This window comes from Streptomyces sp. NPDC058674 (genome assembly GCF_042716505.1).
GTDB lineage: Bacteria > Actinomycetota > Actinomycetes > Streptomycetales > Streptomycetaceae > Streptomyces.
In genome coordinates this window covers 1-19,704 of the sequence record NZ_JBHXSC010000037.1, presented here as the reverse complement: position 1 = coordinate 19,704, position 19,704 = coordinate 1, and the positions used below count along the sequence as shown (strand labels likewise).

At 75.4% G+C, this 19,704-nt stretch carries 17 protein-coding genes; 5 read left to right on the top strand and 12 right to left on the bottom strand.

The genetic code is table 11. The annotated features are described in order from the left end of the window. Positions 1-89: 89 nt before the first annotated feature. On the bottom strand, positions 90-1,367 hold the full coding sequence (locus ACFWU6_RS19935) for an exo-beta-N-acetylmuramidase NamZ domain-containing protein (protein ID WP_383982228.1): 1,278 nt from the start codon (positions 1,365-1,367) through the stop codon (positions 90-92). A gap of 135 nt (positions 1,368-1,502) precedes the next feature. Between ACFWU6_RS19935 and ACFWU6_RS19930 the strand changes: the two genes are divergently transcribed. The 4 genes from ACFWU6_RS19930 to ACFWU6_RS19915 all read left to right on the top strand — a co-directional run bounded on the left by ACFWU6_RS19930 (position 1,503) and on the right by ACFWU6_RS19915 (position 5,547). After that, a complete protein-coding gene (locus tag ACFWU6_RS19930; protein ID WP_383810166.1) occupies positions 1,503-2,276 on the top strand; it encodes an SDR family oxidoreductase in 774 nt (257 codons plus the stop codon). Beyond that, positions 2,273-4,012 carry an AMP-binding protein gene (locus tag ACFWU6_RS19925; protein ID WP_383982226.1) on the top strand — a complete coding sequence of 580 codons (1,740 nt, stop codon included), beginning with the start codon at positions 2,273-2,275 and terminating at the stop codon, positions 4,010-4,012. The genes ACFWU6_RS19930 and ACFWU6_RS19925 overlap by 4 nt, the downstream gene beginning before the upstream one ends. Before the next feature lie 108 nt (positions 4,013-4,120). After that, complete coding sequence (locus ACFWU6_RS19920) at positions 4,121-4,726, top strand: TetR/AcrR family transcriptional regulator (protein ID WP_383810160.1); 606 nt, start codon at positions 4,121-4,123, stop codon at positions 4,724-4,726. A gap of 212 nt (positions 4,727-4,938) precedes the next feature. Continuing rightward, the gene (locus ACFWU6_RS19915) at positions 4,939-5,547 is read left to right on the top strand and encodes a response regulator transcription factor (RefSeq protein ID WP_383810157.1); all 609 of its coding nucleotides are present in this window, start codon (positions 4,939-4,941) and stop codon (positions 5,545-5,547) included. Between the two features lie 29 nt (positions 5,548-5,576). Here ACFWU6_RS19915 and ACFWU6_RS19910 read toward each other — a convergent pair whose 3' ends face one another. From ACFWU6_RS19910 to ACFWU6_RS19860, 11 genes are all read right to left on the bottom strand, one after another. Continuing rightward, positions 5,577-7,658, bottom strand: coding sequence for an ATP-binding cassette domain-containing protein (locus ACFWU6_RS19910; protein ID WP_383982224.1), 2,082 nt, complete (start codon positions 7,656-7,658; stop codon positions 5,577-5,579). Then, positions 7,655-9,490: an ABC transporter ATP-binding protein gene (locus ACFWU6_RS19905; RefSeq protein WP_383982222.1), complete on the bottom strand. Its 1,836-nt coding sequence runs from the start codon at positions 9,488-9,490 to the stop codon at positions 7,655-7,657. The genes ACFWU6_RS19910 and ACFWU6_RS19905 overlap by 4 nt, the downstream gene beginning before the upstream one ends. A gap of 70 nt (positions 9,491-9,560) precedes the next feature. After that, a complete protein-coding gene (locus ACFWU6_RS19900) occupies positions 9,561-9,692 on the bottom strand; it encodes a SapB/AmfS family lanthipeptide (protein WP_383810148.1) in 132 nt (43 codons plus the stop codon). Then, complete coding sequence (lanKC, locus tag ACFWU6_RS19895; RefSeq protein ID WP_383982220.1) at positions 9,689-12,349, bottom strand: class III lanthionine synthetase LanKC; 2,661 nt, start codon at positions 12,347-12,349, stop codon at positions 9,689-9,691. The genes ACFWU6_RS19900 and lanKC overlap by 4 nt, the downstream gene beginning before the upstream one ends. Before the next feature lie 304 nt (positions 12,350-12,653). Then, the gene (locus tag ACFWU6_RS19890) at positions 12,654-13,868 is read right to left on the bottom strand and encodes an acyl-CoA dehydrogenase family protein (protein ID WP_383982218.1); all 1,215 of its coding nucleotides are present in this window, start codon (positions 13,866-13,868) and stop codon (positions 12,654-12,656) included. Positions 13,869-13,880: 12 nt separating this feature from the next. Next, complete coding sequence (locus tag ACFWU6_RS19885; RefSeq protein WP_383982216.1) at positions 13,881-14,921, bottom strand: phosphotransferase family protein; 1,041 nt, start codon at positions 14,919-14,921, stop codon at positions 13,881-13,883. Positions 14,922-15,054: 133 nt separating this feature from the next. Beyond that, complete coding sequence (locus ACFWU6_RS19880) at positions 15,055-15,966, bottom strand: MBL fold metallo-hydrolase (RefSeq protein ID WP_383982214.1); 912 nt, start codon at positions 15,964-15,966, stop codon at positions 15,055-15,057. A 141-nt stretch (positions 15,967-16,107) separates the two neighbouring features. Further along, complete coding sequence (locus ACFWU6_RS19875) at positions 16,108-16,404, bottom strand: hypothetical protein (protein ID WP_383810135.1); 297 nt, start codon at positions 16,402-16,404, stop codon at positions 16,108-16,110. Between the two features lie 137 nt (positions 16,405-16,541). After that, the gene (locus ACFWU6_RS19870) at positions 16,542-16,841 is read right to left on the bottom strand and encodes a DUF202 domain-containing protein (RefSeq protein ID WP_383982269.1); all 300 of its coding nucleotides are present in this window, start codon (positions 16,839-16,841) and stop codon (positions 16,542-16,544) included. Positions 16,842-16,924: 83 nt separating this feature from the next. Continuing rightward, on the bottom strand, positions 16,925-17,323 hold the full coding sequence (locus ACFWU6_RS19865; RefSeq protein WP_383982212.1) for a YidH family protein: 399 nt from the start codon (positions 17,321-17,323) through the stop codon (positions 16,925-16,927). Between the two features lie 9 nt (positions 17,324-17,332). Next, on the bottom strand, positions 17,333-17,854 hold the full coding sequence (locus tag ACFWU6_RS19860) for an NUDIX hydrolase (protein ID WP_383982210.1): 522 nt from the start codon (positions 17,852-17,854) through the stop codon (positions 17,333-17,335). An 83-nt stretch (positions 17,855-17,937) separates the two neighbouring features. On the opposite strand from ACFWU6_RS19860, the gene ACFWU6_RS19855 reads away from it, so the two are divergent. Beyond that, the gene (locus tag ACFWU6_RS19855) at positions 17,938-19,593 is read left to right on the top strand and encodes an FAD-binding dehydrogenase (RefSeq protein WP_383810127.1); all 1,656 of its coding nucleotides are present in this window, start codon (positions 17,938-17,940) and stop codon (positions 19,591-19,593) included. Positions 19,594-19,704: the final 111 nt, after the last annotated feature.

Here is a 19,704-nt window from a genome sequence, read left to right as displayed (position 1 = left end):
CCCGTCCGGTGCAGCCAGCATCCCGCCGCCGCGCCCGCCCGACCAGCCCCCCGGCCGGCCCGGGATGCCGGAGGAGGCTGCCGGCCGCGTCACGGGTACAGCAGGTACTCCTCCCGCACCGCCGCGAACCGGGCCAGTCCCGCCGCCCAGTCGGCCGCGACCTCCTCGACCCCGGCTCCCGCGTCGACCATCGTGCGCACCCGGTCCGACCCGGTCAGCCGGTCGATCCAGTGGTCGGTGCGCCAGGCGAAGCCGCTCCACGTCCGCCGCGCGGTGACCAGCAGTCCGATCCCCGCCCGCACCGGGTCGAAGGCCTCCCGGTCGTGGACGATCAGCCGGACCCCGCCGCACACCTTCCCGGCGTGCTTGGAGAAGGAGGGCGTGAAGTACGCCTCCCTGAACCACACCCCGGGCAGCTCCAGCGCGTCGGCCGCCTCCGCCCACCGGCGGTCGAGGCCCTCCGCGCCCACCACCTCGAAGGGCGTGGCCGTCCCGCGCCCCTCCGACAGGTTCGTCCCCTCGAACAGGCAGGTGCCGGCGTACGCGAGGGCCGTCGCCGGGGTCGGCACGTTCGGGCTCGGCGGCACCCACGGCAGCCCGGTCTCGTCGAAGAACGACTCCCGCCGCCAACCGGTCATCGCCACCGTCCGGAGCCGGACGGGACCCTCCGGCGCGCGGGCCAGGAACTCCCCGTTGAACAGCCGGGCCAGCTCGGCCGCCGTCATCCCGTGCGCGAGCGCGATCGGCTCCCGCCCCACGAAGCTCGCGTACGGCCGCTCCAGCACCGGTCCCGCGGGCCTGCGGCCGCCCACGGGATTGGGCCGGTCCAGCACGACCAGTGCCTTGCCGGCGAGCGCGGCGGCGCGCATGCAGTCGTACAAAGTCCAGATGTAGGTGTAGAAGCGCGCCCCGATGTCCTGGATGTCGAAGACCACCGTGTCCACCCCGGCCGTCGTGAACACGTCCGCGAGCCGCTGTCCGCTCCGGCCGTACGTGTCGTACACGGGCAGCCCGGTGGCCGGGTCGCGGGAGGCCCCCTCGGAGCCGCCGGCCTGCGCCGTCCCGCGGAAGCCGTGCTCGGGGCCGAAGACCGCGACCAGGTCCACCCGGTGGTCCGCGTGCAGCACGTCGACCAGGTGCCGGGCGTCCGCGGTGATCCCGGTGGGGTTCGTGACCACGCCGACCTTCTGCCCGGCGAGGGCGGCGTACCCGTCCGCGGCGAGCTGCCCGAAGCCGGTCCGCACACGCCCGCCCGCCTGCCCGCCCGCCGGCCCGCCCGCCGCCGCGGCGGGCGCGGGGGTCGCGGCCGCCCCCGCCGCCCCGATGGCCCCCGCCAGTCCCAGTACCCCGCGTCGCGACAGAGTCATCCGGCCACGCTAGGCGGCAGACCCCTTCCGTCAGGACATACCGACTGGTTAGTCTGCCCGCGATCCGCGCCGCGGATCCCCGCCGGACGTACGGTGGCCATCCGCCACCGGCGCCCCGGTACCCGGCCCCGAAAGGTGATCCCCGTGAGCGCGTACCAGGACCAGCGAGTCGTCGTCACCGGCGCGGGCGGCGGCATCGGAGCCGCCCTCGCGCGGCGCTTCGCCGCCGAAGGCGCCACCGTCGCCGTCAACGACATCGACCCCGCGCGGGCCGCCGCCGTCGCCGGGTCGATCGGGGCGCGGGCGATCGCGGTGCCGGGCGACGCCTCGGAGATCGTGGCCGAGGCCCGCGAGGCCCTCGGCGGGAGGGTCGACGTCTACTGCGCCAACGCCGGGCTCGCCTCGGGCGGCGACGCCTTCGCCGACGAGGCCGTCTGGGAGGCCGCCTGGCAGACCAACGTGATGGCCCACGTCCGGGCGGCCCGGCTGCTGCTGCCCGACTGGCTGGAGCGGGGGAGCGGCCGCTTCGTGTCCACCGTCTCGGCCGCCGGGCTGCTGACCATGATCGGAGCGGCGCCGTACAGTGTCACCAAGCACGGCGCGCTCGCCTACGCCGAGTGGCTCTCGCTGACCTACCGCCACCGCGGGGTCGACGTCCACGCCATCTGCCCGCAGGGGGTCCGCACCGACATGCTGACCGCCGCGGGATCGGCGGGCGAACTCGTCCTCGCGCCGACCGCGATCGAGCCGGAAGCGGTCGCCGACGCGCTGTTCGACGGCATGGAGAAGGGCCGGTTCTTGATCCTCCCGCACCCCGAGGTCGCGGACTTCTACGCCGCCCGCGCCACCGAGCCGGACCGCTGGCTGGGCGGCATGAACCACCTCCAGCGCAAGTGGGAGGACCGGTGAGCCCCGGGATCGCGCCCGCCCCGGGATCGCCGTACGCGGCCCGGCCCTGGCTAGGGCTGCTCAGCCCGGCCCAGCGCGCCCCCGTCGCGCCGCCGGCCAGCGTGCTCCACGCCTTCCGCAGCGCCGTCGCCCGGGCCCCCGACCGCACGGCGCTCGCCTACTTCGACGGCCGCACGGACTACGCCGAGGCCGACGCGCTCTCCGACTCCGTCGCCGGCCACCTCGCGCTGCGGGGGGTCCGCCGCGGGGACCGGGTCGCCGTCATGCTGCAGAACACCCCGCACTTCGTGCTGGCCGTCCTCGCCGCCTGGAAGGCCGGGGCGGTGGTCGTCCCGCTCAACCCGATGTACAAGTCCGGCGAGGTCGGACACATCCTCCGGGACTCCGGGGCCGTCGCACTGGTCTGCGACGACCGCGCGTGGACCGCGTACCTCGGCGGGGCCGCGGCGGGCACCGCCGTACGGACCGTGCTGACCGCCCACGAGCGCGACTTCCAGACCAGGAACGACCCGCGGGTCCTGAAGTCCGACGCGGGACGGGACGAACACGAGGCGGGACGGGAGGGCCGCGAGGCGGTACCGGCCGGGCCCGGCGTGCGCGAGGTCGGCCTCGGCGCCTGTGATTTCGCGGCCGTGGCCCGCCAGGGCCACCCCGCCCCCGCCGACCCGCTCCTCACCGCCGCCGACACCGCGCTCATCAGCTACACCTCCGGCACCAGCGGCACCCCCAAGGGCGCCCTGAACCCGCACGGCGCGCTCACCTACAACGCCGTCCGCCAGGTCACCGGCCACCCGGTCCCCGAGGGCGCCACCTACTTCGCCCTCGCGCCCCTCTTCCACATCACCGGCATGGTCTGCCAGCTCGCCGCCTGCTTCGCGAACGCCGGCACCCTCGCGCTCGCCCACCGCTTCGACGCCGGAACCGTCCTGGACGCCCTCCTCGAACACCGCCCCGCCTACACCGTCGGCCCGGCCACCGCCTTCATGGCCCTCGCCGCCCACCCGGACGCCACCGCGGACCACTTCGCCTCGTTGCGGGTGGTCTCCTCCGGAGGCGCCCCGCTGCCGCCCGCACTCGTCGAGCGCCTGCGCGCCGACTTCGGCTTCTACCTCCGCAACGGCTACGGCCTCACCGAGTGCACCGCGCCCTGCGCCTCCGTCCCGGCCCACCTGGAGGCCCCCGTCGACCCCGCCTCCGGCGCCCTCTCCGTCGGGCTGCCCGGCGCGGACACCGTCGTGCGCGTCCTCGACGAGCACGGCGCCGAGGTCCCGCTCGGCGAAGCCGGGGAGATAGCCGTCCGCGGCCCCCAAGTGGTTCCCGGCTACTGGGGCCTGCCCGACGACACCGCCCGCGCCTTCCCGGACGGCGAACTGCGCACCGGCGACATCGGGTTCATGGACGAGGCCGGCTGGCTCTACGTCGTCGACCGGAAGAAGGACATGATCAACGCCTCCGGCTTCAAGGTCTGGCCGCGCGAGGTCGAGGACGTGCTCTACACCCATCCCGCCGTCCGCGAGGCGGCCGTGGTGGGCGTTCCGGACCCGTACCGGGGGGAGAGCGTGAAGGCGTACGTGAGCCTGCGCCCCGGCGCCTCGGCCGAGCCGGCGGAGCTGTCCGCCTACTGCGCCGCCCGCATCGCCGCGTACAAGTACCCGCGCCAGGTGGAGATCCTGCCTGTCCTTCCGAAGACGACCAGTGGCAAGATCCTGCGACGGGAACTGCGCGACCGCGGCTGAAAACAGCCGCACGGTCCCCGGGGCGGTCGCCGGTGACCGCCCCGGCCGCCCGGAACCGGCGCGGGACGACGGGCCACGACGAAGGACACGGAAGGGAAGGGCAGCGCCATGGCGGCCAGGACCACGGAGCCCGAGGGCACACACGAAGCGCCGGTACCGCAGCGCCTGCTGGCCGTCGCCACCAGGCTGTTCGCCGAGCGCGGCTACGACCGCACCTCGGTGCAGGAGATCGTCGAGGCGGCCGGGGTCACCAAGGGCGCGCTCTACCACTACTTCGGGTCCAAGGACGATCTGCTGCACGAGGTGTACGCGCGGATGCTCCGCCTCCAGCAGCAGCGGCTCGACGCGGTGGCCGAATCCGACGCCCCGGTCGAGGAGCGGCTGCGCGCGGCCGCCGCCGACGTGGTCGTCACCACCATCGAGAACCTCGACGACGCGATGATCTTCTTCCGCTCGATGCACCAGCTCAGCCCGGAGAAGTTCAAGCAGGTGCGGTCCGAGCGCCGGCGCTACCACGAGCGGTTCCGGGCGCTGGTCGAGGAGGGGCAGCGCACCGGGGTCTTCTCCACCGCCACGCCGGCCGATCTGGTGGTGGACTACCACTTCGGATCGGTGCACCACCTCTCCACCTGGTACCGGGCGGACGGTCCGCTCACGCCCCAGCAGGTCGCGGACCACCTGGCCGACCTGCTGCTGCGCGCCCTGCGGCCCTGACGCGTCCGGCCGCCGCGTCCGGCCGCCGCGTCCGGCCGCCGGGGGGGGGCGACCGCCGGCCGCCGAGGGGGCAGTGCGGCGTACGGCAGCACTCAGGGGCGTGCTGTTTACAGCCATGCGCCCCCGCACGCCCCCGGCGACCACGTTCCACCGGGCCGGTACCGGGGCAGCCGGATGGTGCTGATCAGTCCGGCCCCCAAGGAGAGTTAGTGATGACGAAGGTCCTCGTCCTGCACAGCGTGAGTCTCGTGCGGTCCGCCCTTGCCGCGCTGTTGAGATCCGAAGGCGACTTCGACGTCGCGTCCGCGGGGTGGCACACGGCCGCACGGAGCGTGGACGCGTTACAGCCGGACGTCGCGGTCGTCGACGCCGACTGTCCGGGGGCGACGGCCCTCCTCGCGGGGGACGCCCGCTCCCGCCGGCGGCCGCTCACCCCGCCGGCCCCCCTCCTCGTCCTGGCGACGGCCGGGACGCCCGGCACGCTCGGCCGGGCCTTCCAGGCCAAAGCCCTCGGATACGTCGACAAGGACGGCTCCCCGAGCCGGCTCGTGCGCGCGGTGCGCAAGGTCGCCGCGGGCGAGCGCTTCATAGACGCGTCCCTCGCCTCCGCCTTCATGGAGGCGGACCCCGTGCCCCTCAGCCCGCGCGAGCTGAGCGTTCTGGCCCGGGCCGCCGAAGGCGATTCGGTCGCCGAGATAGCCCGCGCCCTGCACCTGGCCTGCGGCACGGTGCGCAACTACATGGCCGCCGCGACGCGCAAGACCGGCGCCCGCAACCGCATAGACGCCATACGCATCTCGCGCACGGCGGGCTGGGTGTAGAGGCCCGCGCCCGGGCGCGCGCCGGTCGCTCAGACCGGCGTGATCCGGCCGTTCTCGTCCCACATTCCCACCAGATCCCGGTACAGGGGTGACCTGTCCGGGAGTTCCGCATGCGTGCCGCACACCGCCCGGGTCCCGTCGAGTACGAGGACCCGGTCGGCCCGGACCGCCGAGGAGATCCGGTGCGCGACGACGACCAGAGTGCCGGGGCGGGCCGCCAGCGCCCGCTCCGCCCGCTCCTCGGCCCGCGCGTCCAGGTGGCACGTGGCCTCGTCGAGCAGGAGCAGCGGGGCGGGGGAGAGGTGCGCGGCGGCGAGCGCCAGCAGCTGGCGCTCGCCCTGGGAGAGCGTGAGCGGGTCGACGGGGGCGTCCGGACCGCCCAGCCGCTCCAGGAGCTCCGTCAGCCCCAGGGCGGCCACGGCGTCCGCCACCCGGTCCCCCGGCACGGCCGCCGGATCGGGGCACAGGTGGGTCAGGTTCTCCCGGACCGTCCCGGTGAACACGTACGCCTGCTGCGGCAGCAGCGTCCGCCGGGGGTCCGGACCGCCGCCCGCCGGGCCCGGGCGGGCGGGCGCCCCCGCCACCAGCACCGTGCCCCGGTCCGGGCCGAGCAGCCCGGCGAGCAGCGCGGTCAGCGTGGACTTGCCGATCCCGCTCGGCCCGACCACCGCGAGGTGCTCGCCGGGCCGTACGGTCAGGTCGAGGGAGTCCAGTACGGGATGGGCGCGCGGTCCGTACGCGAAGTCCACGCCGCGCAGCTCGGCGGCCGGGGCGTCGGGGAGCGCGGGGGCGGGAACGGCCGGTCGGGGCGCCGGGCCCGCCGCTCCGGCGCCGGGGCGCTGCGGCCGCCCCCGTACCGTCTCCGTCTCCTGCTCCTGCTCCTGCACCTGCTTCCGTACGGGCTCCGGCCCGTGCGGTGGTTCCGGGTCGCAGAAGCGGTCCAGGACCACCAGCAGCCGGGTCCCGGCGGAACCGAGCGCGGCCATCAGGGTGTTGAGGGCGGGCAGCAGCGACTGCACGAGATAGGTCAGGGCGCCGGCCAGGGTACCGGCCGTCACCCCGCGGGCGAGCAGCCACGGAGTGGCGGCCAGCAGGGCGAGGACGGGGGCCCGGCCCGCGCAGCCGAGGGCCAGGGTGCGGACGGCACCCCAGCGGGCGAGCCGCCCGGTGAGGCGCTGCTGGGCGGCGATCAGCGGTTCCACCCGGGCCGCGGCCAGGCCGCCCGCCCCGCAGGCCACGACGTCGCGCAGCCCCGCCGCCAGCTCGCCCACCCGCGCGGCGAGCGCCTCGTCGGTGTCCAGCGCCTCGCGCTGGACGGCGGCCATCGGGCGCAGCGTGGCCAGGAAGCCGGCCAGCCCCAGCAGCAGCGGGGGAGTCACGACGACCAGGAGCACGGGGTCGAGGGCGGCCATCCCGGCGAGCGCGCCCACGGCGGTGAAGAGGAACGAGCGGGCCGTCAGCACCAGTCCGGCGAAGGAGTCGCGGGCCATCTCGGTCTGCTGGGTCAGCCGGGACACCGCGCTCGCGTCGGCGGCGCGCGCGGGGTCGGCCACCGCACGGTTGAGCGCCTGACGCACGGCCCGGCGCACCAGCCCGTCCCGCAGCGGCTCCACCAGATCCGCCAGTGCGCCGAACACCCCGCGCAGGGCGAGGCCGCCGAGCAGTGCGCCGACGCCGGCGAGCGCCAGCCAGGCCAGTCCCGTCGCGGTGCGCCCGGCCAGGAAGCCGTCGTCGAGGGCGCGGGCCACTCCGTAGCCCCCGAGGAAGGTGTGGGCGGATTCCAGCAGCGACCAGAGCGCGAGCACGGCCAGCGTACGGGGGCGGCCCCGCAGGAACCGGCGCGCCTCGGGCCCCACCCGCCGCCACATCCCCTGCCCGCGCCGGCCCCGCCCCCCACTTCTGCGCGGAAGCCGGGCCTTGCCCCGACCCTGGTCCGCGCCCCGGTCCCTGTCCTCACCCGCGGCCCCGCCAGGCGACCCGGCCCCGGCCCGGTCGTAGGGGCGGCCCGCGGCCCGGGCGCCCGCCGTGCCCTCGGGAGCCGCCCCGCCTCCGTCGCCGGGCGTTCCCGTGCCGTCGTCGGCGCTCGTCAGGCTCGTGTCGGTGCCGCTCATGCCGGCGGCTCCCCGGCATCGGCCCGCGAGCCGCCCCCCGGGGCCCGTACGGCTCCGGATCCGGGCGCCGCCTGCCGCCCGGGTACCGCCTCCGGCGACCCCGGCGGGGGATCGGCGCCGAAGACCGCCCGGTACTCCGGGTCCCGCCACAGCCGGGCGTGGCTGCCCGTGCCCCTGACCCGGCCGCCGTCCAGCCAGACCACCAGATCGGCGCGGGCCGCCGAGGAGATCCGGTGCGCGATCACGATCCGGGTGCCCGGCCGGACCCCGTCGGCCAGGGCCCGTTCCACCTCCCTCGCGGTCACCGTGTCGAGCCCCGAGGTGGCGTCGTCGAGCACCAGCAGCCGACCCGCGTACAGGAACGCCCGTGCCAGACCCAGGCGCTGGTACTCGCCCCCGGAGAGCGGGGCGTCGGCCAGCAGGGTGTCGTACCCGTCCGGCAGGCGCCGTACGAAGGACTCGGCCCCCGCCGCCCGGCCCGCGGCCCGCACCGCGTCGGGCCCCGGGCGCGGGCCCGCGCCGAAGGAGACCGCGTCTGCGACGGTCTCGCCGAGCAGCGCGGGACGGTCGAAGGCGTGGCCGACGGCGCCGCGCAGCGCCCGCTGCGACAGCTGGGGCAGGGGCGTCCCGTCCAGGAGCACCTGGCCGGCGTCGGGGTCGGTGAGGCGCCCGGCGACGGCGGCGAGGACGGTCTTGCCGGACCCGGACCGGCCCACGACGGCGACGGTGGCGCCCCCCGGGACCCGCAGGGTGACCTCCTGCAACACGGGCTTCCCGCCGCGCAGCACGGTGACCCCGCGCAGCTCCAGGGCGCCGGACCCGCCCTCGGGCAACTCCCCGACACCATGGGAGAGCGCGGGCAGTTCGAAGAGGGCCGCCGTCCGGCGGGCCGCCGTCCGGCCCCGGACCACGGCGGCCAGCCGGCCGGTCACCGCGCCCACCCCGGCCGCCAGCCCCGCGTAGCGCACGGCGGCGAGCAGCGCGCCCACCCCCAGCGCCCCGGCCGCGAGGCGGAAGCCGCCCACGCCGAGCACCACGTACAGCAGCAGCGGCATGAGGGCCGAGGTCCGGGCGGTGACCCCTCCGTAGACCCGCCACATCTGCCGTCCCTCGGAGCCGAGTTCGGGCAGATCGGCCAGGATTCGGGAGCGTTCGCGGGCCACCGTTCCGGCGGCGGCGATGGTCCGGGCCCCGGCGAGCGCCTCGACGAGGCGGGCCGCCATCGCGAGCTGCACCCGCTGGTAGCGGGAGACGCTGAGGGCGGAGTCCCGGGCGAAGGCGCGCAGCAGGACGGCCAGCAGGGGGATGCCGGCGACGAAGGCGAGCGCGGTCCAGACGTCGATGAGGAAGAGGGCCACGAGCCCGCCGACCGGCGGCAGCAGTGAGGCGACCGCGCCCGCCGCGGCGGCCGGGGCGGTACCGGCCTCGGTGGCGTGCGCGGTCAGCCGCGCGGCCAGCTCCCCGGGCGCGTACCGCTGCGCGTGGTGCGGGGCCGTGCCCAGCAGCCGGGCGAGGCCCAGACGGCGCAGCCAGGCCGTGGAACGGCCGTCGACCTGTCCGGTCAGCCGGGTGGTGAGGGCGTCCAACAGGATCTCGGCCACGACGACCGCGGCACACCACAGGGTCCAGCGGGGGCCGGCCGGATCGCCGCGCAGCAACAGGTCGAGGGCGTGCCCGAGCACGGCCGGCTCGGCCAGGGCCGCCAGCGCGGCACCCACCGAGCAGGCGCCGACGGCCGCGGTCCGCCCGGCGCTGTGCCGGGCGGCCGCCACCAGGGCCCGGTCACCGCTGTGGGCGAGCGCCGCCTCGCCGGTCGGGTCGGGCGGGGTCATCCGCAGGTGCTCCAGACGTGTGGTGCGGGCCCGGGCGGCGTGATGCCGCCCGGGCCCGGGAAGGACCTGGTCAGTTACAGGTCGTGACGCTCAGGCTGCTGTCCCCGCAGAGGAGCAGGCTGGCGCGGCTGCCGCCGGTGAGTCCGGCCTCGGTGATCTCTTCCTTGGGGGTTTCCATCGACTGCAGGTCCAGAAGGGTCATGTCGTTTTCCTCTTCTTCACTGGGTTGTTCCGATGGGACACGGCCCCGGGATCCGGGGCCGGCTCTGGGGCCGCCGCGGCGCGCCGCGGCGGCGGGAGGAACGGCAGCTGCGCGCGCCCGCCGGGCGCCGCGCTGCCGAGGGCGAGCAGCGCGCCCGCGGTCCCCGTGGACAGGTCCATGGAAAGCCGCATCAACTGCTCGCCGGGGAAGGCCAGATGGCCCTGGTACGGCACCGCGTGCCGCGCCAGTGCGTCGATCTGGCGGGTGAGGTCGTCGGGTCGGGTGCCGGGCCCGGGGGTGGTGGTCCGCGCCAGGTACAGGACCATCCCGGCAGCGCCGCGGAAGAGCCCGGGCTGCGCGTAGAAGGTCGCCTGCGCGGCCCGTACGATCTCCCGCCGGGCCTGCTCGAAGCGCGGGTCCGCGCCGTGCCCCAGCCAGTCGTCCAAGACCATGCCGATGCCGACGCTGCCCGCACCGAGGTAGGGCATCGTGCGCCAGCCCTCGTTGACCTGGAGCGTGCCGTAGGTGCTGGTCACGCAGTGGTCGAGGTCGCGGCGCAGGGCGTCGCCGGCCCGCAGCAGCCAGTCCTGGTCGCCGGTGCGCTCGTACAGGCGCAGGAAGAGCAGCGCCGGTCCGGAGCCGCCGTACAGCAGGCCCGCGCGTTTCAGCTCCGGCGCCGACCGGGCGGTGAGTTCGGCGCAGCGCACGGACGCGTCGAGCAGGGCCGGTTCGGACGCCGAGGTGCCGAGGGCGTCCAGGGCCAGCCCGATGCCCGCGAGTCCGCTGTGCAGGTCCGGGCCGACGTCCTGCCACGGCTGGCGCAGCAGCTGCTCCGCCAGGGTGAGCGCCCTGTCCCGGTGGCCGAGCCGCTCCAGGGTCCAGGCGGTGCCGGCCAGGCCGTCGTAGAAGCCGAGCGGGGTGCCGGATGCCGGTTCCTTGGTCCGGGCCAGCAGCCATTCCTCGGCTTCGGGCCAGGGCTCGTCGCCGGTCTCCGCCAGGGCGTGGAGCACCCCGGCCGCGCCGTACCCGAAGCAGGTGCCGCCGCCCTCGGTGGCGAACTGGGCGATGTCGCCCGGGAACAGCCGGTCCTCGCGGCCGAAGGTGGCCGAGGCGCGGATCGCGGCCGTCATCGAGGCGCGGGCCGCCTCGTGGTCGCCCGGCTCCACGGGCAGGTACGGTCCGGCCGGCGCGGGTATCCGCCCCGCTCCTGCGGCATGCGGCGCGGATGCGGGCTCCGAGTCCGCCCCGGCGAGGATCTCCTCCACCGCCTCGTCGAGGAACCGGCGCGGTACGGGGAACTGCTCGGCGACGATGTCCGCCAGGTGCACGGCCTTCGCCCGGTCCAGTACGAGCAGGCTCGTCAGCGGCAGGAAGAGGGCGAGCCGCAGGCAGGCGAGGGCGTAGCGGTCCACGGCGAAGCCGCGGCGGCCGGGCGGTGCGACGAACGCCGGGTTGGCCACCGTCTGCCGCAGCCCCTCGTCGACGTGCGCGGCGGCCTCGAAGTCCAGCAGGGCGACCGACGGTTCGCCCGCGGCGTCCTCCGAGACCATGATGTTGAAGAGGTGCAGGTCGTTGAAGACGACCCCCCGGGCGTGCACGGCGTCCACGGCCTCGGTCACGAGCCGGTGGATCTTCAGGGCCCAGTCCGTGTAGGCGGCGAGCTCCGCGGGGTCCGGGTCCGCTTCGATGAGCGGGTGCCGGTGGGCGAAGTAGGTGTTGAGGGGCTCGCCCTCCAGGTACTGCATGACCAGGAAGTGGTGGTCCCCGACCGTGAAGGTGCCGTGGACCGCGGGGACGCAGTCCAGCCCGGCGAGGCGTTCGAGCGCCGTCCGCTCCCGGTGCAGCCGGGCCACCGCGTCGGCCCCGTCGGCCGCGAGGCCCGCGAAGGGCCGGCCCTCCTTGAGGACCACCGGCTCACCGGTGCGGGTGTCGCGTCCGGCGTAGACCCCGCCGCCGTTGGAGAAGTGCAGGGCCCGCTCGACCGCGTAGGGAACATCGGTCAGGGTGACCGCGGAGCGGGCGTCGAGGTGCGGTCTGAGGAAGTCGGGCAGGGCGAGCCACGACGGCGGCTGGAACACCGGCCCCCGCGGGTCCGGGACGAGCACCCCGTCCGGATCCTCGATGGCCGGGACCAGTTCGCCGTGCTCGTCGTAGCAGTGCCGCAGGGTGAAGCTGCCGTAGCGCAGGTGCACGGGGCCGGCGCCCCAGCGCAGGTCGCTCAGGATGTACGGACCCGCCTCGCCGGCCAGCAGCGCGTCCAGGTCCTCGGCGATCCGCCGGCACTGCTCCTCGTCGGCCGGGTACACCGTCAGGAACTTGCCGCTGGCCGCCCGGTCGGCGTACTTGGCGTTGCGCAGGTGCAGCAGGTAGCGGCTCGGCACGAACTTGAAGGCGATGCGCCGGTCCGTGCAGTAGGCGTACACCCGTTCAAGCACGGACTCGGCGTTGTCGAGACCGGCGGACACGTGGATCTTCCAGCCCTGGGAGGGCAGTTCGCAGCCGAGGGGGCGCAGGGCGTACCAGTCCCCGCTGCGGTGCGACTGCCACCCCGCAGGTACGGGGGCGAGCGCGGCCCGGTAGTTCTCCTCGACCCGCCGGTAGGGCGCGTCGTAGAACCAGCGGTCTGCGTCGCAGAAGGCGGCGTACCCCTTGTTCACTCCGGTTCCCTCCGTCGGCGGCGGACTTACCGTGTCACCCGTGGCGGGTGCCGCGACAGTCACGCCTGTCACCGAAGGGATGTGCAGTACTCACGCGTCACTTGGAACGCGAGGGCGCGGATGCGGACGCGTTCGGTCGCGGAGCGCCACGCACCGATCAGGAACGATCAGCCCGGCGGTCCCCCCGCCTCGGGGCGGCGGGGACCGGCCCGGCGGGAGCACGGCCCGGCCCCCCGGACGGGCTCCCACGCGCCGGAGCCCGTCCGGGGCGGGCCCCAGCCCGGACGGGCCCCGGCGCCGCCGGTCAGCGGTACCGCTTCAGCTCCCGCCGCGCCAGCGACCGCTGGTGCACCTCGTCCGGACCGTCGGCCAGCCGCAGCGTCCGCGCCGCCGCCCACAGCTCGGCCAGCGGGAAGTCCTGGCTCACCCCGCCCGCGCCGTGCAGCTGCACCGCCTGGTCCAGGATGGACACCACCGCGCGCGGAGTCGCGATCTTGATGGCCTGGATCTCGGTGTGCGCGCCCCGGTTCCCGACCGTGTCCATCAGCCAGGCCGTCTTCAGCACCAGCAGCCGCAGCTGCTCCACCGTCACCCGGGCGTCCGCGATCCAGTTCTGCACGACCCCCTGCGCGGCCAGCGGCTTGCCGAAGGCCGTACGCTCCACCGCGCGCCGGCACATCAACTCGATGGCCCGCTCCGCCATGCCGATCAGCCGCATGCAGTGGTGGATGCGCCCCGGGCCCAGCCGGGCCTGGGCGATGGCGAAGCCGGTGCCCTCCTCGCCGATCAGGTTCCCCGCCGGGACCCGGGCGCCGTCGAAGACCACCTCGGCATGGCCGCCGTGGTCGTGGTCCTCGTACCCGTACACCGTCATCGCCCGCCGGATCTCGACCCCCGGGGCGTCGCGCGGGACCAGCACCATCGACTGCTGGCGGCGCGGGTCGACGCCGTCCGGGTCGGTCTTGCCCATCACGATGAAGACCTTGCACTCCGGGTTCATCGCCCCGGAGATGAACCACTTGCGGCCCGTGACCACGTACTCGTCGCCCGAGCGCTCGATCCGCGTCTCCACGTTGGTGGCGTCCGAGGAGGCGACCTCCGGTTCGGTCATCGCGAAGGCGGACCGGATCTCCCCGGCCAGCAGGGGCTCCAACCACTGCTTCTTCTGCGCCTCGTCGCCGAACTGGGAGAGCAGTTCCATGTTCCCCGTGTCCGGGGCCGCGCAGTTGGTCGCCGTCGGGGCCAGGTGCGGGCTGCGGCCGGTGATCTCGGCCAGCGGTGCGTACTGGAGGTTCGTCAGCCCCGCGCCGTACTCCGCGTCGGGCAGGAAGAGGTTCCACAGGCCCTGGCGGCGCGCCTCGGCCTTCAGCTCGCCGAAGACGGCAGGGGTGTCCCAGGGCGAGGCCAGCCGCGCGCGCTGCTCCGCGGCGACGGGCTCCGCCGGGTAGACGTGCTCCTCCATGAACGCGAGCAGCCGCTCGCGGAGTTCCTCGGTCCGGGCGTCGAATGCGAAGTCCATGAGATGAGTGCCTCAGCCTTTCCGGAGGTCGTTCAGCGTGGTCAGTCCGTGCTCGATGAAGACCGGGACCAGCTCGCCGATCCGGTCGAAGCCGGCCCCGACGGTCTGCCCCAGCGTGTAGCGGTAGTGGATGCCCTCGAGGATCACCGCGAGCTTGAACCAGGCGAAGGCGGTGTACCAGGCGATGGCCGCGGTGTCCCGGCCCGAGCGGGCGGCGTACCGCTCGATCAGCTCGGCCGGGTCCGGGTGACCCGGCGCCCGGCTCGTCGTACTGACGGGCGACTCGGCCAGGCCGAGGTCCGAGCTGTACATCACCAGCAGCCCGAGGTCGGTCAGGGGGTCGCCCAGCGTGGACATCTCCCAGTCCAGGACGGCCCGGATCGAGTCGTCCGGACCGCCGATCAGGACGTTGTCCAGCCGGAAGTCCCCGTGGACCACCGTCGGGGCGGGGGAGCCGGGCAGCGCCCGGCCGAGCGCGGCGTGCAGCTCGTCGATCCCCGCGAGCTCCCGCCCCCGCGAGGCCGCGAGCTGCTTGCCCCAGCGCCGCAGCTGCCGGTCGAGGAACCCCTCGGGGCGGCCGAAGTCGCCCAGGCCCACCGCCCCGGGGTCCACCGCGTGCAGGTCGACCAGGGTGTCGACCAGGCCGAGCACCGCCCGCCGGGTCCGCTCCGGGCCGATCCCGGCCAGCTCGCCGGCCGTCCGGTACGGCACCCCGTCCACGTACTCCATGACGTAGAACGGCGCCCCGAGCACGGACTCGTCCTCACAGAGCAGCACCGTCCCCGGCACCGGTACGGCCGTGCCGTGCAGCGCCGCGATGACCCGGTGCTCGCGCCGCATGTCGTGCGCGGTGGCCAGTACGTGCCCCAGCGGAGGCCGGCGCACCACCCAGCGGGCGGTCCCGTCGGTGATCTCGTACGTGAGGTTCGACCGGCCCCCTTCGATCAGGCGGCCGCGCAGCGCCCCGGTCACGAGTCCCGGCCGCACGGCGTCGAAATGGCCGCGCAGCCGCTCCAGATCGAGGCCCCGGGGGTCGGCTGAGGCTGAGGACATGGTGCGCACCTCCACAGGGAGTGAAGTCGAATCGGTCGGACGGACGACGCCCATCATGCCGACCAGTCGGTATGCCGTCCAGAGCGCGGGCGGAAAGAACCCCCTCCGCCCGCCGGCGCAGACGTCCGCCGCCTCACGCGTGGCAGGGCAGCGGCGTCCCGCCGTTCATCACCGTCATGTCCCGCAGCACGGCCGGGACGTCCAGCGGGACGCCCTCCGGCTCCCCGGCCAGCTCCGCGTACGCCCGGTGCACGTTCGCCACCAGCCGCTCGCTCTCCCGCCAGGCCGCGAACTCGCCCAGATCGGCCCGGCGGGCCGTCTCCAGCGGGGTCAGGCCCTGCGCCCACCCCTCCCGGGCGAGCCCGGCCACGTACCGCAGATAGCGGGCGGTGGCCTCGTACGCCGACCCGTCGGTGAGCGGTCCGTGGCCCGGTACGACGGTCTCCGCGCCGAGCGAGCGCAGCAGCTCCAGGGCCCGCAGCGAGCCGGAGAGGGAGCCCATCGCCAGGAACGGCGTCCCCTCCGCGAAGACCAGGTCCCCGGTGAACACGACCCGCTGCCGGGGCAGCCACACGATCGAGTCCCCGGTGGTGTGGGCGACGCCGGGGTGGATGACCTGCACCTCGGCCTCACCGACGTACAGGGTCATCCGGTCGCTGTAGGTCAGGTCCGGCGGAGTGATCTCTATCGCGCCGAAGTCGGTCGCGGGCCAGATCGCCTCCAGCTGGTGCCCGGCGGCGAGCTGCTCCGACCGCGCGTTGTCGTGCCCGAGGACCAGCGCCTCGGGGGCGAAGACGCCGTTGCCGTACGTGTGGTCGCCGTGGTGGTGGGTGTTGACCACCGTGCGCGGCGGCGCGGCGCCCGCCGCCGCGACCGCCGCGCGCAGGGCGAGCGCCCGGCGCTCGGTGGCGGCGGTGTCGACCAGCAGGGTCCGTCCGCCGCCGGTCACGAAGCCGGCGTTGTTCAGGCACCAGCCCCCGTCCGGCTGGACGTAGGCGTACACCCCGGCCGCGGGCTGGACGAGGTACGGCTCCGCAACGGTCATCTGCGCTCTCCCCGGGTCGCTCCGACAGGAGGTCAGCATCCTGCCAGGCGGCGCGGGGCCGGGGGAGGGCGGTCTCCCGGGGCGGAGCCGGGGGTGGGAGCCGGGGGTGGGGCCGGGGCGGGGAGCCCCGGGGCCGCTCCGTCAGTGGTCGTCGTAGTGGCCGTCGTGCTCGGCGTGCCGGTGGCCGTCGTGCACGTAGTCGACGTGGTCCCCGTGCGGCACCGCCTCGTGCCCGCAGTCCGTGCCGTGGGCGTGCGGGTGGCCGTCGTGGGCGGTGTGCCCGGCCGGCTCGCACTCGTCCCAGTGCCCGGCGTGCTCCCGGTGGAGATGGCCGTCGTGCGCGTAGTCGACGTGGTCGCCGTGGGGGACCGCGCGGTGGCCGCAGTCCGTGCCGTGGGTGTGCTCGTGCGTAGGGTGCTCGTGGTGCAGGGTCGTCATGCCGCCGAGGCTAGTCCGGATCACCCGAAACCACCCGTTGTGTCCCGGCGGCACGAAAAAGCCCGATCATCGGACCACGGCCCCTTGCGGCCGCCCGCGGCGGTCCGCGGCGGAGGGCGGCACCCCTCCCGGCCCGGTCAGTCGGACGCCGGCAGCAGGAGCAGCGCCGTCCCGAAGGCCGCCAGCGCCACCGTGCAGGCCACCGTGGCCACCGCCGTGCCGGGCCCGAGCCCCGGCGGCCGGGCCGTCGCCAGCTCCCGCATCCGCCGGTGCGCCACCCACAGGAACGCCAGCCAGACCAGCACGATCACCGCCGCTCCGATCGCGTCCGCGGGCGTACCGGACCCGCGCGAGGCCTGCCGCAGCCCCAGCACCGCCGCCACCGAGCAGGCCAGCGTCGTGCGCCGCCACGCGAGCCGGGTCCGCTCCGGCTGCAGACCGGCGTCGCGGGTCGCCCCGGAGCCGGCTCCGGAGCCGGAACCGGATTCAGCTCCGGAGCCGGTGCCGGAGTGCGCGCCGCTCACTGCCCCTTCGTCCAGCCCAGCAGCACGACCACCATCATCGTGACCGCCACCAGCCCCACCCCCGCGGACAGCACCACCGGGAACCGCGACAGCGGCAGGTCCTCCCCGCGCCGCATCGCCCGCTCGCACCGCACCCAGTGGTTCACCGCCCGCACCGCGCAGGCCGCGCCGACCGCGAGCAGCGCCAGCGCCATCCCGACCCGGACCGCCCACCGCAGGTCCGGCAGGAACTGGTCCACCGCGAAACCGCCGCCCACCAGGGCGAGCGCGGTCCGGATCCAGGCGAGGAAGGTCCGCTCGTTGGCCAGCGAGAAGCGGTAGTCGGGGGTCTCGCCCTCGTCCCTCAGCCGCTCGGGTGCGAACCAGAGGCGCATGTCCCTGACGAAGTCGATCACCCGGCCAATCTACTGGCCGGCCCCCCGGAACTCCCGCAGCCTGCGGTACGCCTCCAGCCCGTCCGGGACCCACGGCCAGCTCCCGTCCGCCACCCGCCGCTCCAGTTCCCGCTCCGGGAGCCAGGCGTGCCAGTCCACCTCCGAGGCCTGCGGGTCGACCGGCAGCTCGCACCGCACCTCGTGCACGTACGACCACCACGCCCCGCCCGGACCCTCGTACAGGAACTTGAACAGCGCTACGGGCTGCGGCAGCCCCCGCACCCCGAGCTCCTCCTGCGCCTCCCGCAGGGCGGCCTGCGCGTAGTCCTCGCCGGCGCCGAGCACCCCGCCCACGAACATGTCGTAGTGCGCGGGGAAGACCAGCTTCGACGCCGTCCGGCGGTGCACGAAGACCCGCCCCGCCGCGTCCCGGGCCCGCACGAACACGCACCGGTGGATCAGCCCGCGGGCGTACACCTCGCCCCGCGGCGCCCGCCCGGTCACCCGGTCGTCCCGGTCCACCACGTCCAGTACTTCATCAGCGGCACTCATGCGGTCCATCCCATCACCCCTGTTGACGGGTTACCCGTCCGTAGCCAAGGATCGCCCCACCACCGACGGAGGACGGGTTCCGCATGACGTACGACGCAGACGTGATCGTGATCGGCGCCGGGCTCGCGGGCCTGGTGGCCACCGCCGAGCTCGTCGACGCCGGCCGCAAGGTGATCCTGCTCGACCAGGAGCCCGAGCAGTCGCTCGGCGGCCAGGCGCACTGGTCCTTCGGCGGCCTGTTCTTCGTGGACTCGCCCGAGCAGCGCCGCATGCGGATCAAGGACAACCGCGACCTCGCCCTCCAGGACTGGCTGGGCACCGCCGGGTTCGACCGCGAGGAGGACGCCTGGCCGCGGCGCTGGGCCGAGGCGTACGTCGACTTCGCGGCCGGCGAGAAGCGCTCCTGGCTGCACCGGCAGGGCGTCCGCTTCTTCCCCGTCGTCGGCTGGGCGGAGCGCGGCGGCTACGACGCCAACGGCCACGGGAACTCCGTCCCCCGCTTCCACATCACCTGGGGCACCGGCCCCGGCCTGGTCGAGCCCTTCGAGCGCCGGGTCCGGGCCGGGGTCGCGCGCGGCCTGGTCCAGCTGAAGTTCCGCCACCGCGTCACCGGCCTCTCCCGCACGGCAGGCTCCGTGGACACCGTCACCGGCGAGGTCCTGGAGCCCTCCGACGCCGTACGGGGCACCGCGAGCGGCCGCGCGGCCACCGGCACCTTCTCCCTGCGGGCCCAGGCCGTCATCGTGACCAGCGGCGGCATCGGCGGCAACCACGACCTGGTCCGCGCCCAGTGGCCCGCGCGCCTCGGCACCCCGCCGCAGCGGATGCTGTCCGGGGTCCCGGCGCACGTGGACGGCCTGATGCTGGGGATCACGGAGGCCGCGGGCGCCAGCCACATCAACAAGGACCGGATGTGGCACTACACCGAGGGCATCGAGAACTGGAACCCCATCTGGTCCCGGCACGGCATCCGCATCCTGCCCGGCCCGTCCTCGCTCTGGCTGGACGCCACCGGCCGGCGGCTGCCCGTGCCGCTCTTCCCCGGCTTCGACACCCTCGGCACCCTCGACCACATCATGAAGACCGGCCACGACCACACCTGGTTCGTGCTGAACCAGCGCATCATCGGCAAGGAGTTCGGGCTGTCCGGCTCCGAGCAGAACCCCGACCTCACGGGCAAGTCGGTCCGCCAGGTCATCGACCGGGCGCGCCAGGCCGTCCCGGGGCCCGTCAAGGCGTTCATGGACAACGGCGCGGACTTCGTCGTGGAGCGGGACCTGTCGGCCCTGGTGCGCGGGATGAACGCGGTGACCGAGGAGGACCTCCTGGACGAGGCCACCGTGCGCGACCAGATCGTGGCCCGGGACCGGGAGATCGCCAACCCGTTCACCAAGGACCTCCAGGTGATGTCCATCCACGGGGCCCGCAGGTACCTCGGCGACAAGCTGATCCGCACCGCGGCCCCGCACCGCATCCTGGACCCGGCCGCCGGACCGCTGATCGCCGTCCGGCTCTCGATCCTGACCCGCAAGTCGCTCGGCGGCCTGGAGACCGACCTGTCCTCGCGCGTCCTGACGACCGCGGGCGAACCCCTGCCGGGGGTCTACGCGGCGGGCGAGGCGGCGGGCTTCGGCGGCGGCGGCGTCCACGGCTACCGGGCGTTGGAGGGCACCTTCCTCGGCGGCTGCGTCTTCTCCGGCCGAGCGGCCGGCCGCGCCGCCGCCAAGGCGGTCGCCTGACCCGCCCCGCCGGGACCCGCCGGGACCCGGCGGCCCGGCTTGCCCCGGCTGGGGCCCGGCTGGGGCCCGCCGCCCCGGCCGGCCCCGCTGCCCCGGCCGGCCCCGCTGCCC